This is a genomic window from Pontibacter arcticus (assembly GCF_003284895.1).
Taxonomy (GTDB): Bacteria; Bacteroidota; Bacteroidia; order Cytophagales; family Hymenobacteraceae; genus Pontibacter; species Pontibacter arcticus.
In genome coordinates this window covers 660,381-674,740 of the sequence record NZ_QMDV01000002.1, presented here as the reverse complement: position 1 = coordinate 674,740, position 14,360 = coordinate 660,381, and the positions used below count along the sequence as shown (strand labels likewise).

The 14,360-nt window shown below is 46.6% G+C and carries 15 protein-coding genes; 2 read left to right on the top strand and 13 right to left on the bottom strand.

The window, feature by feature from the left end; translation table 11 throughout:
- Nucleotides 1-36 precede the first annotated feature (36 nt).
- Genes hisF through DP923_RS16675 form a run of 4 tightly spaced genes read right to left on the bottom strand, consistent with a single transcriptional unit; the run spans nt 37 to nt 2,301 of the window.
- Nucleotides 37-795 (bottom strand): imidazole glycerol phosphate synthase subunit HisF, encoded by a 759-nt coding sequence (gene hisF, locus DP923_RS08070; RefSeq protein WP_112305325.1) that lies wholly within the window; start codon nt 793-795, stop codon nt 37-39.
- Entirely contained in the window at nt 789-1,511 is a 723-nt protein-coding gene (hisA, locus tag DP923_RS08065; RefSeq protein WP_112305324.1) for a 1-(5-phosphoribosyl)-5-[(5-phosphoribosylamino)methylideneamino]imidazole-4-carboxamide isomerase, read from the bottom strand. The genes hisF and hisA overlap by 7 nt, the downstream gene beginning before the upstream one ends.
- On the bottom strand, nt 1,508-2,089 hold the full coding sequence (gene hisH, locus DP923_RS08060) for an imidazole glycerol phosphate synthase subunit HisH (protein WP_112305323.1): 582 nt from the start codon (nt 2,087-2,089) through the stop codon (nt 1,508-1,510). Before hisH ends, hisA begins: the two co-directional genes overlap by 4 nt.
- Before the next feature lie 20 nt (nt 2,090-2,109).
- On the bottom strand, nt 2,110-2,301 hold the full coding sequence (locus tag DP923_RS16675; RefSeq protein WP_165838165.1) for a hypothetical protein: 192 nt from the start codon (nt 2,299-2,301) through the stop codon (nt 2,110-2,112).
- Nucleotides 2,302-2,414: 113 nt separating this feature from the next.
- On the opposite strand from DP923_RS16675, the gene DP923_RS08055 reads away from it, so the two are divergent.
- The gene (locus tag DP923_RS08055) at nt 2,415-4,448 is read left to right on the top strand and encodes a S9 family peptidase (RefSeq protein WP_112305322.1); all 2,034 of its coding nucleotides are present in this window, start codon (nt 2,415-2,417) and stop codon (nt 4,446-4,448) included.
- A gap of 214 nt (nt 4,449-4,662) precedes the next feature.
- Here the strand turns inward: DP923_RS08055 and DP923_RS08050 are convergent, their stop codons facing one another.
- The 8 genes from DP923_RS08050 to DP923_RS08015 form a co-directional block, all read right to left on the bottom strand.
- On the bottom strand, nt 4,663-5,673 hold the full coding sequence (locus DP923_RS08050) for a bifunctional 3-deoxy-7-phosphoheptulonate synthase/chorismate mutase (RefSeq protein ID WP_112305321.1): 1,011 nt from the start codon (nt 5,671-5,673) through the stop codon (nt 4,663-4,665).
- Complete coding sequence (trpA, locus tag DP923_RS08045) at nt 5,670-6,452, bottom strand: tryptophan synthase subunit alpha (RefSeq protein ID WP_112305320.1); 783 nt, start codon at nt 6,450-6,452, stop codon at nt 5,670-5,672. Before trpA ends, DP923_RS08050 begins: the two co-directional genes overlap by 4 nt.
- On the bottom strand, nt 6,442-7,632 hold the full coding sequence (gene trpB, locus DP923_RS08040) for a tryptophan synthase subunit beta (RefSeq protein WP_112305319.1): 1,191 nt from the start codon (nt 7,630-7,632) through the stop codon (nt 6,442-6,444). Before trpB ends, trpA begins: the two co-directional genes overlap by 11 nt.
- A 122-nt stretch (nt 7,633-7,754) precedes the next feature.
- Nucleotides 7,755-8,399 (bottom strand): phosphoribosylanthranilate isomerase, encoded by a 645-nt coding sequence (locus DP923_RS08035; RefSeq protein WP_112305318.1) that lies wholly within the window; start codon nt 8,397-8,399, stop codon nt 7,755-7,757.
- A complete protein-coding gene (trpC, locus tag DP923_RS08030; RefSeq protein ID WP_112305317.1) occupies nt 8,396-9,211 on the bottom strand; it encodes an indole-3-glycerol phosphate synthase TrpC in 816 nt (271 codons plus the stop codon). The genes DP923_RS08035 and trpC overlap by 4 nt, the downstream gene beginning before the upstream one ends.
- A gap of 31 nt (nt 9,212-9,242) precedes the next feature.
- Nucleotides 9,243-10,253, bottom strand: coding sequence for an anthranilate phosphoribosyltransferase (gene trpD / locus DP923_RS08025; RefSeq protein WP_112305316.1), 1,011 nt, complete (start codon nt 10,251-10,253; stop codon nt 9,243-9,245).
- 60 nt (nt 10,254-10,313) lie between these two features.
- The gene (locus tag DP923_RS08020) at nt 10,314-10,880 is read right to left on the bottom strand and encodes an anthranilate synthase component II (protein WP_112305315.1); all 567 of its coding nucleotides are present in this window, start codon (nt 10,878-10,880) and stop codon (nt 10,314-10,316) included.
- A gap of 1 nt (nt 10,881) precedes the next feature.
- Entirely contained in the window at nt 10,882-12,288 is a 1,407-nt protein-coding gene (locus DP923_RS08015) for an anthranilate synthase component I family protein (protein ID WP_112305314.1), read from the bottom strand.
- Between the two features lie 488 nt (nt 12,289-12,776).
- Between DP923_RS08015 and DP923_RS08010 the strand changes: the two genes are divergently transcribed.
- A complete protein-coding gene (locus tag DP923_RS08010) occupies nt 12,777-13,184 on the top strand; it encodes a hypothetical protein (protein WP_112305313.1) in 408 nt (135 codons plus the stop codon).
- Nucleotides 13,185-13,256: 72 nt separating this feature from the next.
- On the opposite strand, the gene hisB is transcribed toward DP923_RS08010, so the two are convergent.
- Nucleotides 13,257-14,351 (bottom strand): bifunctional histidinol-phosphatase/imidazoleglycerol-phosphate dehydratase HisB, encoded by a 1,095-nt coding sequence (gene hisB / locus DP923_RS08005; RefSeq protein WP_112305312.1) that lies wholly within the window; start codon nt 14,349-14,351, stop codon nt 13,257-13,259.
- Nucleotides 14,352-14,360: the final 9 nt, after the last annotated feature.

Genomic DNA, 14,360 nt, shown 5'->3' with positions numbered 1-14,360 from the left:
TTTAATCGCTCAATCACACATTCACTCATTCAACAATTAAATTCTTACATCAACTCCCTGCGTTTTCAGGAAGTTTTTAAGTACCGGAATCTCCAGTTCACGGAAATGGAACAGGCTGGCGGCAAGTGCTGCGTCGGCATTGGCTTCTTTAAAAGCATCCGAAAAATGCTGCATTGTACCGGCGCCACCCGAAGCAATAACCGGCACTGTAACGGCTTCCGAAACGGCTTTGGTTATATCCAGGGCAAAGCCTGCTTTGGTGCCATCGTTGTTCATACTTGTTAAAAGAATTTCGCCTGCGCCCAGTTCTGTTACTTTTTTAGCCCAGTCCACGGTAGCATGTTCGGTTTCGATGGTGCCGGCGCGGGTGTATACTTTCCAGCCGGTTGCTTCGGTATACTTGGTGTCGATGGCTACGGTAACGCACTGGCTCCCGAAGTGTTTGGCAAGTTCCTCGATCAGCGCCGGATTTTTTATGGCCGATGAGTTGATCGAAACTTTATCGGCACCTGCCATTAGTAGCACTTCCACATCTGCCACAGAACTGATGCCACCACCCACTGTAAACGGAATATCAATGTGGCGGGCAATATCGCGTACCAGTTCTGCAAAGGTTTTGCGCTCTTCGTTTGTGGCGGTAATATCCAGAAAAACAAGTTCGTCAGCGCCTTGCTCGGCATACCATTTGGCCAGTTGCACCGGGTCGCCGGCATCGCGAATGTTCTCGAACTGGATACCTTTTACGCAGCGGCCATTCTTAATATCGAGGCAGGGAATAATGCGTTTGGTTAACATAAAAATCGCGCTAAGTCTTTCAGATCAATCGTTCCTTCGTAAATGGCTTTGCCAATGATGGCGCCTGTTACACCTATTTCCTGCAGCTCTTCCAGGTCCTGGATGGTGGTAACGCCGCCGCTGGCAATCAGACCTGCTTCAGGTAAGGTAAGCCGCAGGTGTCGGTATGTGTTCATGGAGGGGCCCTGCAGCATGCCGTCTTTGCTTACATCGGTACAGATAAATAACTTAGCTCCGGTTTTAACATAACCAGCCATAAAATCCTGCAACGAAAACTGGCTTTCTTCGGTCCAGGCGGCAATTGCGATGTTCGTTCCTTTAAAATCAGCACCGATGATGATCTTTTCCGCGCCATACTTTATCAGCCAGCTTTTTACTTTTTCCGGTTCGCGTACGGCTATACTTCCGGCTGTGATCTGTTTTGCACCCGCATCAAATGCCTGCTGCACCGCTTCATCTGATTGCAAACCGCCACCAAAATCAATTGTTAAATTTGTATTGGTAGCTATACTTTCGAGCACGGCCAGGTTTACCGGCTTTTTGGCTCTTGCGCCATCCAGGTCAACTAAATGCAGTCGTGTAATGCCATTGGCTTCAAACATTTTGGCAACTTCCAGCGGGTTGCTATTGTAAGTAGTCTGGCGGGCAAAATCACCTTCGGACAGGCGCACACACTGGCCTCCGATTATATCTATGGCAGGAATAATTTCCATCATAATGCTAAAAAGTTTTGAAGTATCTGAGAACCGGCTGCGCCGCTTTTTTCGGGGTGAAACTGGGCCGCATAGAAATTTTTATACTGTAAGGCTGCCGAAAACGCATCCGGGTATGACGTTTGGGCAATCGTATACTCGCTGAGGGGTACATAAAAGCTGTGCACATAGTATACAAAATCCTGCTCGGCCACGCCCTCAAATAAAGGCGTTTTCAGGTTTGCGAGCTGGTTCCAGCCCATGTGCGGTACTTTCAGATCAGTCTGAAAACGCTTTACTGGTAACGGGATAATTCCTAGCAAATCCGTGTCGCTTTCTTCAGAATGCTGACAAAGCAACTGCATGCCCAGGCAAACGCCAAAAAAAGGCTGCTCCAACTCGGGCAACAGTTTATCCAGGTTGCGGGCTTTTAATTGCGCCATGGCGGCAGATGCTTCTCCAACGCCCGGAAAGATCACCTTATCTGCCGCTTTTATCGTTTCGAAATCGCTGCTCAGTTTTGCCTGCACGCCCAGCCGTTCCAGCGCAAAAAGCACAGACTGCACGTTTCCGGCTTTGTAATCCACTATAACTAGGTTCATTTTAAAGTATGATTTAAAAGTTACAGATGAACACACAAGTATGGATTCTGTTCATCCCGATCTAAAACAAAAAAAGCCTGACTCGTTTCGGAGTCAGGCTTTTGGAAGTATAAAAGTATACGATTATCTAATCCATAGGCAGACGGCTCCGAAAGTTGCATTTCGTGCATGATGATGATGCAAATGAGCCGGTGCGTTATACATGGAGGCAAATATAACAGTTGAACCGAATAATACGGCAACAATTTTCATAATTAATACAAGCCAGGAACGCTAACGCGGTGAGTTGGTTTCAGAATGTCGGTATTTAGGTTATTTTTGGGGTATGAAAAAGATACTTATTCTTGCTGGGGTGTTTGCTGTAAGTATGGCGCACGCACAACAGCGCATGACCCCGGAGCTGCTCTGGAAACTGGGCCGCGTTTCGGCTGAAGCTGTTACGCCGGATGGCAAATCTGTTATCTACGGCGTTAGCTTTGTAAATATGGAAGAGAACGGCAGCGAGCGCAACCTGTTCCGAATGCCGGTAGCGGGTGGCCAGCCTACGCAGCTCACTACTTCCAAAGGCGGCGAAAGCGTTGTTCATATCGATAAGAACGGCACTGTTATTTACCTGCATAAAGGCCAGCTGTGGCAATTACCGGCAAACGGCGAAGCAAAGCAGCTGACGAATGTTGAAGGCGGCCTGAGCAACCCGCGTTTTTCGCCGAATGGCAAGCGCATACTTTTCACGCGCGAAGTGGAAGTTAAAAAGATGCACAGCACCGACATTTATCCGGAGTTGAAAAAATCGAATGCATATGTATACGACGACCTGAACTACCGCCACTGGGATACCTGGGAAGATGGTAAATTTCAACACGTATTTTTTGCCAGCTATGATAACGGCAAGATCGGAACAGCCACCGACATTATGCCGAACGAGCCCTTCGATTCGCCGCAAATGCCTTTCGGTGGCCACGAAGACGTGATCTGGAGCCCCGACAGCAAAAGTATACTTTATGTGAGCAAAAAGAAGTTTGGCAAGGAATACGCTGTCAGCACTAACACCGAGCTTTACCGTTACGATATCGCAACCGGCAAAACCACCAACTTTACCGAAGGCAACAACGGCTATGATACCGCTCCTGCTTACTCGGAAGATGGCTCGAAACTGGCCTGGCTAAGTATGGATGAAGACGGTAACGAAGCCGACCAGAACGACCTGATGGTATACGACCAGAAATCCGGACAGAAGTATAACCTGACCAAAGACTGGGACGAAACCATTAACTCGTTTACCTGGAGCAAAGACGGCAGCAAGATCTGGTTTATAGCAGCCAGTAAAGGTACGCAGCATGTATATGAGATTGCACTTCCGAAAAGCCTGAACAAATTCTCAGCTAAAAGTATAAAGCAGGTTTCCAGAGGGCAGTTTGATGTGAACGGTATTGCAGGCCAATCGGGCAACAGCCTGGTAGTAGCGCGTAACGACATGAACCACGCCTCAGAGCTTTACCGCCTTGATCTGAAATCTGGTAACATGACGCAGCTGACTTCGGTAAACAAAAACGTGTACGATAAGCTGGAGATGGGCAAAGTGGAGCCGCGCATCACCAAAGCAAGCGATGGCAAAGACCTATTTTCGTGGGTAGTTTATCCGCCTGATTTCGATCCGAACAAAAAATACCCGACACTGCTTTATTGCCAGGGCGGCCCGCAATCTGCACTTACCCAGTTTTATTCGTATCGCTGGAACCTGCAGTTAATGGCAGCACAAGGCTATATCGTAATTGCGCCAAACAGACGCGGCATGCCGGGCTACGGCGACGAGTGGAACCGCCAGATCAGCGGCGACTGGGGCGGGCAACCGATCCGTGATTACCTGTCGGCTTTTGATGATTTAGCTAAAGAAAAGTATGTAGATAAGGACCGTTCGGGCGCAGTTGGTGCGAGCTACGGTGGTTATTCTATCTTCATGCTGGCCGGTGTGCACGAAAACCGTTTCAAGACCTTTATCTCGCATGATGGTTTGTTTGATATGCGCAGCTGGTATGGTACTACTGAAGAGCTTTTCTTTGCCAACAACGAACTGAAAGGCCCTTACTGGGATACAAAAGCACCGGAAGCCTACAAGCAGTTTAACCCGATCGAGTATGCAAACAAATGGAACACGCCGATCCTGATCGTACAGGGCGGACAGGATTTCCGGGTAGGCATCGAACAGGGTTTACAGGCCTTCCAGCTGGCACAGTTAAAAGGCCTGAAAAGCCGCTTGTTATACTTACCAGACGAAAACCACTGGGTGTTACAACCGCAGAATGCGTTGGTTTGGCAACACGAATTCTTTAAATGGCTCGATGAAACGTTGAAGAAATAAGTGTTCTGAAGTATAAAGTACAAAAGCCCGGTGCAGTTAAGCATCGGGCTTTTTTATACTTTACATGCTTCAAGTTTGCAATTTGGAGCTACAATAGGGCAAGTTTGTAACTTGGGCATTCCTATGTTAAAGATTCGCAAGTTGCAAACTTGCTTCATGCACAACCACAAGTTGCAAACTTGCGGTATAATTATATTTTAATTAATCAAGGAGGCTAAAAACTCTCCCGTAACACATACGTCTGGAGCATACGTTTTATCAGTCTTTCGGATTCCTTAAAATTTAGGGTTTGCTGTCCGTCAGAGAAGGCTTCTTCGGGTTTCTGATGTGTTTCATAAATCACACCATCGGCTCCAGCCATAACCGCTGCCAACGACATTTCTTCTACAAAATCGCGCAGCCCAATGCCATGCGATGGATCTACGATTACAGGAAGGTGTGTCTTGGCTTTCAAAACCGGCACTGCATTCAGGTCGAGTACGTTACGGTAGGCATTTTCGTAAGAGCGGATGCCCCGTTCGCAAAGTATGATTTTCTCGTTCCCGTTCGAGAAAATATACTCGGCTGCCTGCAACAACTCTTCCAGGGTTCCGGAAATGCCGCGTTTCAGTAAAACCGGTTTCTGCGCTTCACCGAGCGCATCAAGCAAATTAAAGTTCTGGCTGTTGCGTGCTCCTACCTGGAAAACATCTACAAATTCAACCATATCCTTTATCTGCGAAACCTGCATGACTTCGGTGATGATCTTAATGCCGTTTTCGCGGCAAAGGCGGTGGAACATCTGTAAACCATCCAAGCCCAGCCCACGGAAGGCATATGGCGAACTGCGCGGTTTGAAAACGCCGCCCCGCATAATCTTAACATTGTTCTCTACCAGGTGCTGCACCACCAATTCGATCTGCTTTTCGCTTTCGATGGAGCAAGGTCCGGCCATAATACTGAACTGCCCCTCGCCTATCACCACACCTTCCCCCAGATCAATTCGGGTTGGTTCTACTTTCCATTTGCGCGAAATCAGTTTATACTCATCCGAAACGCGGTGTATATCGGCCACGCCCGGTAACTGGCCCAGCGTCCGAATATCAAAATCCTTTTTGCCGATGCCTACAATGTAATGGCCTTCTTGTGTTTTGACCTCGTTCGCTTTAAAGCCAACTTCTTTTACGTGTTGCAGGATGGTATCTTTCAGTTCGGCGGGAATGCCTTGTTGCAATTGTATGATCATACTTTCTCTCTGATGCCCCGGATAAATGTGCTGATATTTTCTTCTAGATTTCCTTCTTTTGAAAGTGCCTCAATGAAAGCGCTGCCAATGATGGCGCCGCTGGCATGTTTGCAGGCTTCGGTAAAGGTATCGTTGTTATGGATACCGAAACCGATGATGCCCGGATTGCGCAATTCCATACTTTTAACGCGCTGGAAATAATCGGTATTGATAACTGCATTCCCGTTGGTACTGCCCGTAACCGAAGCCGACGAAACCATATAAATAAACCCATTGGTATGGCTGTCGATCTCGCGGATGCGCTGCTCGGGTGTTTGCGGTGTTACCAGGAAAATTTTGCACAGGCCATACTTTTCGAAAATGGTTTTGTACTCCCGCACGTAATCTGCTAAAGGTAAATCGGGAAGTATGATGCCGTCTATGCCTACCTCCTGCGCTTGCTGGCAGAAACGCTCCACCCCGTACTGCATCACCGGGTTCAGGTAGCCCATCAAAACCAACGGCAATTGTGTATGCTTTCTAATTTCTTGCAGCTGTTCGAACAGCTTTGGAATCGTCATGCCGTTGCGGATGGCAATTTCGCTGCTTTGCTGGATGGTGGGTCCGTCGGCGAGTGGGTCAGAAAACGGCATACCGATCTCAATTAAGTCTACGCCATTTTTTTCCAGCTCCAGAATGATTGGAACTGTAGCCTCCAGGGTTGGATAGCCGGCCGTAAAGTATACCGAAAGCAGATTATCAGGCTTCCGCTCGAAAAGTGTCTTTATTCTATTTTCCATTTAAGTCGAATCGCTCTAAGTATGTGGTCAGGTCTTTGTCGCCGCGGCCGGAAAGGTTAATTACGACCACTTCATTTGCTTTTGCGCCAATGCGGGAAATAGCGGCTAAGGCGTGTGCCGTTTCAAGCGCCGGGATGATGCCTTCGAGTCTGGTCAGTTCGAGTACAGCCTGCAGCGCTTCTTCGTCGGTTATACTTTCGAAAATGGCACGGCCAGTCTGGTGCAAATGCGCATGTAAGGGCCCAACGCCCGGGTAATCCAGTCCGGCAGAGATGGAGTAAGGTTCCGTTACCTGGCCATCTTCGGTTTGTATTAATAAGGTGCGGCTGCCATGTATGATTCCTTCGCGTCCCAGCACCGATGTGGCAGCTGACTCTCCGGAATGTACGCCCAAGCCAGCGGCTTCCACAGCCACCAGTTTTACTTCCGGCGTATCCAAATAATGATAAAAAGCGCCAGCTGCATTGCTTCCGCCGCCCACGCATGCTACCACATAGTCCGGGTTTTCGTTGCCGGTTTTCTCTTTGAGCTGTGCCTTGATCTCTTCAGAAATAATGGCCTGAAAACGCGCAACCATATCCGGGTACGGGTGCGGACCAACCACTGAACCGATGATATAGTAAGTGTCTTCCGGGTTGTTTATCCAGTCGCGAATGGCTTCGTTGGTAGCATCTTTTAATGTTCTACTGCCGCTGGTAGCGGGTACGACAGTAGCGCCTAACATTTTCATTCTGGCTACGTTAGGTGCCTGCCGTTCAATATCAACTTCACCCATGTAAACGATGCACTCCATGTTCATTAAAGCACAAACAGTAGCTGTTGCCACACCATGTTGTCCTGCGCCGGTTTCTGCAATAATGCGTGTTTTGCCCAAGCGCCGTGCCAGCAAAATCTGCCCGACTGTGTTGTTGATTTTGTGTGCGCCGGTATGGTTCAGGTCTTCGCGTTTCAGGTAAATGTTGGTGTTATACTTTTCAGAGAGGCGCTTGGCAAAGTATAAAGGCGTTGGACGGCCCACATAATCTTTCAGCAGTGCCTGCAACTCCTCCTGGAAGCCTGCCTCATATATAATCTCCAGGTAATTCCGGCGAAGTTCTTCTACATTCGGGTACAGCATTTCTGGCACATAAGCCCCACCAAACTTGCCGTAGAACCCATTTTCATCAACTTTATAGTTCATTTTGAATGTCTTTATTTTAAAATTACCCACCCCTGGCCCCTCCAAGGAGGGAAATTTCGATTTAATACCTTACATTATTATTTTTAGAGCATGTTCCCCTCCTTGGAGGGGTTAGCGGTGGGTTAACCTGTCGATTTATTTTCTACTCTGATTAACACCATCAGCTCATTTAATTCTTCCACTTTTTTCATCCCTGGTTCCGATTCAAAGCCGCTGTTAACATCAATGGCAAAAGGCTTTGGTCTGAGCTTTTCAAACTCTTTACTTTGGATATTCTCCAGGTTCAGGCCGCCGCTCAGGAAGTATGGTTTTACAGATAAATTATTTTTCAGAATTTCCCAGTCGAAGACAGTGCCGTTGCCTCCGTAATTATTGCCGCGCGTATCAAACAAAAAATAATTGCAGCTGCGCTCATATAACAAGGTGTTTTCAAATGTAAAGTTATCATCCACCGAAAAAGCTTTAATTACCTCTAAACCAGTGTCCTGTAGTTGCTGGCATTGTCTTGGTGTTTCGCGGCCATGCAGTTGTATCACATCCAGTTTATACTTTTGTGCGGTGGCAAGTATGGTTTCAGTCGTTTCATTCACAAACACACCTACTTTTTTTATACTTGCCGGAAGCTCTGCCAGTAATTCAGGGGTAATATATCCGGCACAGTTGCGTTTCGATCCTTCATAAAAAATAAACCCCATATAATTAGGCAGCAGGGCTGCTACCTGCCGCATGTTTTCGGGGTCGCGCATACCGCATACTTTTATGTTCATGCTACCGGGGCTTTTTGTTCCTGCTTCATTTTGAGCTCTTTCATAAATTCGGCTGCGGCGCGTTCTGGTCTGCTGTGCTGCATAAAGGTCTCCCCGATCAGGAAGCCGTTGTAACCAGCTTCTCTCAGTTCGATTAGTTTTTCAGGCTGGTTCAGGCCGCTTTCCGATACTTTGGTAATGCCAGCCGGAATATGGTTTGCCAACTCAAAAGATAAAGCGATATCGGTGGTAAAAGTTTTGAGGTTGCGGTTGTTTACGCCTACTACCGTTACATCGTCGCAAAGGGTTTGCTGCAATTCTTCCAGGTTGTGTACCTCCAGCAGCACTTCCAGGCCAAACGAGCGGGCAAAGGCGGCCAGTTCTTTTAAGCGTGCAGGCTCCAAAGCTGCCGCAATCAGAAGTATGGCATCAGCACCGATCGACTTTGCTTCCACGATCTGGTATTCATCCACCATAAAATCTTTGCGCAGGATCGGGCAGTAATTATACTTGCGTGCAGTTACGAGGTCTTCGTTTTTTCCGCCAAAGTATGGCCCATCGGTTAATATAGACAAAGCCGAAGCGCCTGCCTGCATGTAGCCGATCGAAGTGCGTTCAACCGAAACATAGGGGTTAATGTCGCCTTTGGAAGGAGATTTGCGCTTGATCTCTGCAATAATCCCGCTCTTGTCGGGGCGTAGCAGGTACCGCTCCAGGGACAGGCAAGCCGTTTCAAAGTATAAACTTTTCTCCAGCAGCTTCACCGGATACAGTTCTTTGCGTTCAGCAACTTCTTTGTATTTACTGGCAATGATCTCGTCGAGTATATTCATGGTTATGTTTTTTCTAAGAATGAATTTTGACTTAAGCCGTCACCAGCTTTTCGTCTGCTATCAGTTTGTTAAATAAGCTGTAAGCCCTGCCGGATTCAAGTATTTCTTTCGCTTCGGCTACTGCGTCTTTCAAACCAATTTCCGTTCTGGCGCAGTGAATGGCTGTACCCGCGTTGGCGGCTACCACGGCATTTTGGGCTGCTGTTCCTTCACCCTTCAATACTTTTATAAAGATTTCCGCTGATTCCTGAATGCCCGATCCGCCCTTGATCTGCTCTTGCTGCAACTGAGGCAATCCCAGCGAACCAGCATCCAACATAGCTTCTCTGTTATTTGAAATTACTTTAAATGGGCTTGTCAGGGAAATTTCGTCGTAACCATCCAGCGTATGCAGAATAGTATACTGCACATCGGGTTGTTGCTGGTACAAATAACCGTACATGCGCGCCAGTTCCAGACTAAAAACGCCAACCAATTGCTTTTTCGGAAAGGCCGGGTTCACCATCGGGCCAAGCATGTTAAAGAATGTCTTTACAGATAAATCTTTTCGGATAGGCCCAACGCTTTTCATGGCCGGATGAAACAGTGGCGCGTGCAGAAAACAAATGTTGTGCTTTTCTATACTTCGCTCCAGCTTGCCTGAATCTGTAGTAAACCGGATCCCCAACGCCTCAAGCACGTTAGACGAACCGCAGGAAGAAGACACCCCGTAATTACCGTGCTTGGCTACTTTAATGCCCGAAGCCGCCACTACAAAAGACGACAAAGTAGAAATGTTAAAAGTGTCTTTGCCGTCTCCGCCCGTTCCGCAGAGGTCCATTGGGTCGTACGCGTCCAGGTCTACGCGCTGGCAAAGGTTAACCAGTGCATTCCGGAAACCCTCAAGTTCATCCACGGTTATACTTCGCATCATAAAAACAGTCAGAAAACTGGAAATCTGGCTCTGGTTATACTTTCCGGCCGTTATCTGCACCAGTACTTCCTCAGCCTGCTCCTTTGTAAGTGTTTTATGTTCGAATAAGTGATTTAATATTTCTTTCATTTTTGTTTTTAGTATCAGGTATCACGACACATGTAGCACGACTTGCAACTTTTTAACTTTCTAACTAATAAGGAGCCAGTTTCGCAGCATCTCCTTCCCATGCTCCGTCAGTACTGATTCCGGGTGAAACTGTACGCCCCGCACATCATAGGTTTTGTGGCGCAGCGCCATGATGTTTCCGGCAGCATCTACGGCTGTTGTTTCCAGGCAATCTGGTAATTGTTGACTTACCAGCCAGGAGTGGTAACGGCCTGTTGCAAACGAGCTTGGCAGGTTCTGAAAGAGTGGTTCATCTTCCTTAACTATACTTACAGGTGAGGCAATACCGTGCCATACTTCATTGCTGTTAAATAACTTGCCACCGTATACCTCGCCTATTGCCTGATGTCCTAAACAAACACCAAACATACTTTTAGTTGAGCCATAGGTTTGAATGATCTGCTTGAGCAAACCGGCTTCATCCGGAATGCCAGGGCCAGGCGAGAGCATGATTTTATCATAAGCATCCACTTCTTCCAGCGTGATTTTATCGTTGCGCCGCACTGTTACTTCTGCCTCAAGTTCCTGTAGCAAATGCACCAAGTTGTAAGTGAACGAATCGTAGTTGTCAATTACCAGAACCTGCATTTTAATTAATCTCCTGTGCTAATTGTAAAGCCTTACGAAGGGCCATTAATTTATTGTCAACTTCCTGCAGTTCGCTTTCCTCATCGGAGGCGGCAACAATGCCAGCGCCAGCCTGGTAAAATAAGTTGTAATCTTTGCTCAGAAACGACCGGATCATAATAGCGCTGTTGAAATTGCCTTCAAAATCCATGAACCCGATGCAGCCGCCGTAAAAAGCTCGGCTTGTGGTTTCATAAGTATCAATCAATTGCATGGCTTTATGTTTTGGCGCGCCCGAAAGTGTACCTGCCGGAAACGTGCTGGCCACCATCTGCAAGGCATCATTTTGATTATTTAACGTTCCGGATACTTTGGAAACGAGGTGAATGACATGTGAATAAAACTGAATTTCGCGAAACGTCTCAACCTGCACGCTGTGGCCATTGCGGCTCAGGTCGTTCCGGGCAAGGTCTACCAGCATCACGTGTTCGGCATTCTCTTTTGGGTCGGCTAACAGTTTATCGGCCAGTGCGGCGTCTGCGGCGTCGTCTCCTGTTCTGCGGAAAGTACCTGCAATCGGGAAAATGCTGGCTTTCCCGTCTTTTATAACCAGTTGTGCCTCCGGCGATGAACCGAAAATCTTAAAGCTGCCATAATCAAAATAGAAAAGATAAGGCGATGGATTAACAGAACGCAAGGCCCGGTACACATTAAACTCATCCCCCCGGAACGCCTGCACAAACCGCCTCGATAATACTAATTGGAAAACATCGCCCCGGAAACAGTGTGCTTTTGCTTTTTTGATGTTCTCCAGAAAAGCCTGGCTGCTGATGTTATAACCTTCCTGGCCTGTTGTTTTGAAAGTATAACTCGGAATGTTGCGACTGTTCAGTAACGCTTCGAGTTGGGCAATGCCGTTTTCGTCCGTTTCATTGTAGCTATGCGCGAAAATAAAGGCCTCGTTCGTGAAATGGTTAATGGCGATGATATAGCGGTAAATAGCATAGTAAATATCCGGGATCTGCTGTCGGTCCAGGCGTTCTGCCAACTCAATATCCTCGAAGTAACGCACCGCATCGTAGTTCATGTACCCGAATAAACCGTTGCTGATGAAGCTGAATTTATTACTGTCGGTCTCGAAACTGCCTGTAAAACGGGAAAGTTGTTCCGGCACGTTTACTTGTTTTGTGATTGGGGTTTGCTTTACAAAACCATCCGGGGAAGTAGCCGTCAGCACTTCATTTTCAGCTTTTATACTTGCCATCGGGCTGCAACAGATATACGAAAAGCTGTTTTCGGAGCCATGATAATCGGAGCTTTCCAGGAGCAGGCTGTTCGGATAGCGGTCGCGCAGCTTCAGGTAAACGCTTACCGGCGTCAGGGTATCTGCAAGTAGCCTTTTATAAGTGGTGGTAATTTTATACTTCATGGTTTAACAAAATCCTGTAAAAACAAAAAAAGCCTGCTGTTCCGATGAACAGCAGGCTTTTAAATTCCTTTGATGGTATATAGGTGTCGGTTTAGTTCTTCCTATCCATAGCACGGCTGTTCACGATACTTTTTGTAACGTGCCACCACCATGCCATATGAAGATTCTGAACCATTGTTTCTGTTTTAAGAGCAGGGCTTTTTTACTCCCCGATTTCACAAATGTAAAAGCTGATACGTTAAGTGCAAACTTTATTTATACTTTATTTTATTTTTTATTTCAATAAGCTGTCAAATCAAGTTTATACTTTATACTACACGCAGCCAGATCAACTATAAAAGCTAACAGATTGACTGGTTTTATGTTTGGATGAAGCTTGGAGTTTGTCTTTAAAAACGCGTTGTCGTACCAATTAAATATCCTTTTTTTCTGAATTAGTAGACTCATAATTGTTTTATGCTTAGTTTTGAAATCACTATTTAAGCATAATGGATTCGCACGATAAAATACTGCTCTACGCTACTTCATACATAACAATCGAATTGAACCTGGAGGATGATTGGTTGTATGTGGAATGGCGTGGCATAGTAGGACATCAGAATGTAGTAGCAGAGTGCGAAAAAATACTGTATTACGTAAAGGAGAATAAGGTTACCAGGATTGTAAATGATAATACGCTGGTAGAAGGTATTTGGTCGGCAGCTGCCAGATGGGTTGGCGAAGTATGGTTTCCGGCCTTACAGGAAGCTGGTTTAAAACAGTTTGCCTGGATCTATTCTCCGAGCATTTTAAGCCGCTTATCTACTGATAAAACAATCAAAAACACCGAAAGACCTGATTTAATTAAGACTTTCGATGATATTGACCTGGCAAAAGACTGGTTGAGAGTATCTTAAATATTAAACAAAGTATAAAAAGGAAGCCTGCCGTTAATTTTACAGCAGGCTTTCTTTTTATACTTTCAATTCTTACAAAGTACCTTTCGTACTGGGTATACTTTGGTCTTGTGGGTTACGGAGCACAGCATTGCGTATAGCGTGCGCAAAAGCTTTAAAAATCGATTCGATCTTATGATGCTCGTTTTGTCCTTCTGATTTAATGTTCAGGTTCGATTTGGAGGTATCGCTGAAAGATTTGAAAAAGTGAAAGAACATTTCGGTAGGCATATCTCCTACTTTCTCCCGCTTAAATTCTGCATCCCACACAATCCACGGCCTCCCGCTAAAATCGATGGCAACCTGTGCCAGCGCTTCGTCCATGGGCAGTAAGAAGCCGTAACGGTAAATGCCTTTCTTATCGCCGAGTGCCTGTAAGAATGCTTCCCCTAGCGCAAGGCCTGTGTCTTCAATGGTATGGTGTTCGTCTATGTGCAGGTCGCCTTTTACCTGAATATCCAGGTCGAGTTTGCCGTGCTTGCCAAGCTGCTCCAGCATATGGTCGAAAAAACCAAGGCCGGTAATGATGTTCATTTTGCCTGTCCCGTCCAGGTTCAGGTTGATCAGAATATCGGTTTCGGAAGTCTGGCGGCGAATGGTGGCCGTACGTTGCGGCAGCTTCAGGAAAGTATAAATTTCATCCCAACTGGTTGTTGTCAACGCCGCTGCTTCCGCAGGCGTTTCACCTATAAAGATGGCTTTTGCACCTAAGTTTTCAGCCAGTTTCACATCGGTCAGTCGGTCACCGATCACATAGCTGTTTGCCAGATCATATTCGCCGGACAAATATTTTGTCATCATACCGATGCCTGGTTTGCGGGTCTCCAGGTTTTCATGCTCAAAACTGCGGTCGATTAGGATATCTGTAAATTCGATACCTTCACTTTGCAGGATCTCCAGCATCTTGTTCTGGTAAGGCCAAAAAGTTTCTTCGGGGTAAGATGCTGTGCCCAGTCCGTCCTGATTGGTTACCATCACTAATTCAAACTCCAGCTCGGCAGCTATTTTAGCCAGGTTGCTGATGCATTTAGGCAGAAAAGAAAACTTCTCGAAAGAATCTACCTGGAAATCGGTTTTAGGTTCTTCCAGGATCGTCCCGTCCCGGTCTATAAATAATACTTTTTTCATGTGTTAGAT

Coding starts and splice junctions, on each gene's coding strand:
- hisF (WP_112305325.1), bottom strand. CDS start 795: ATGTTAACCAAACGCATTATTCCCTGCCTCGATATTAAGAATGGCCGC.
- hisA (WP_112305324.1), bottom strand. CDS start 1,511: ATGATGGAAATTATTCCTGCCATAGATATAATCGGAGGCCAGTGTGTG.
- hisH (WP_112305323.1), bottom strand. CDS start 2,089: ATGAACCTAGTTATAGTGGATTACAAAGCCGGAAACGTGCAGTCTGTG.
- DP923_RS08055 (WP_112305322.1), top strand. CDS start 2,415: ATGAAAAAGATACTTATTCTTGCTGGGGTGTTTGCTGTAAGTATGGCG.
- DP923_RS08050 (WP_112305321.1), bottom strand. CDS start 5,673: ATGATCATACAATTGCAACAAGGCATTCCCGCCGAACTGAAAGATACC.
- trpA (WP_112305320.1), bottom strand. CDS start 6,452: ATGGAAAATAGAATAAAGACACTTTTCGAGCGGAAGCCTGATAATCTG.
- trpB (WP_112305319.1), bottom strand. CDS start 7,632: ATGAACTATAAAGTTGATGAAAATGGGTTCTACGGCAAGTTTGGTGGG.
- DP923_RS08035 (WP_112305318.1), bottom strand. CDS start 8,399: ATGAACATAAAAGTATGCGGTATGCGCGACCCCGAAAACATGCGGCAG.
- trpC (WP_112305317.1), bottom strand. CDS start 9,211: ATGAATATACTCGACGAGATCATTGCCAGTAAATACAAAGAAGTTGCT.
- trpD (WP_112305316.1), bottom strand. CDS start 10,253: ATGAAAGAAATATTAAATCACTTATTCGAACATAAAACACTTACAAAG.
- DP923_RS08020 (WP_112305315.1), bottom strand. CDS start 10,880: ATGCAGGTTCTGGTAATTGACAACTACGATTCGTTCACTTACAACTTG.
- DP923_RS08015 (WP_112305314.1), bottom strand. CDS start 12,288: ATGAAGTATAAAATTACCACCACTTATAAAAGGCTACTTGCAGATACC.
- DP923_RS08010 (WP_112305313.1), top strand. CDS start 12,777: ATGGATTCGCACGATAAAATACTGCTCTACGCTACTTCATACATAACA.
- hisB (WP_112305312.1), bottom strand. CDS start 14,351: ATGAAAAAAGTATTATTTATAGACCGGGACGGGACGATCCTGGAAGAA.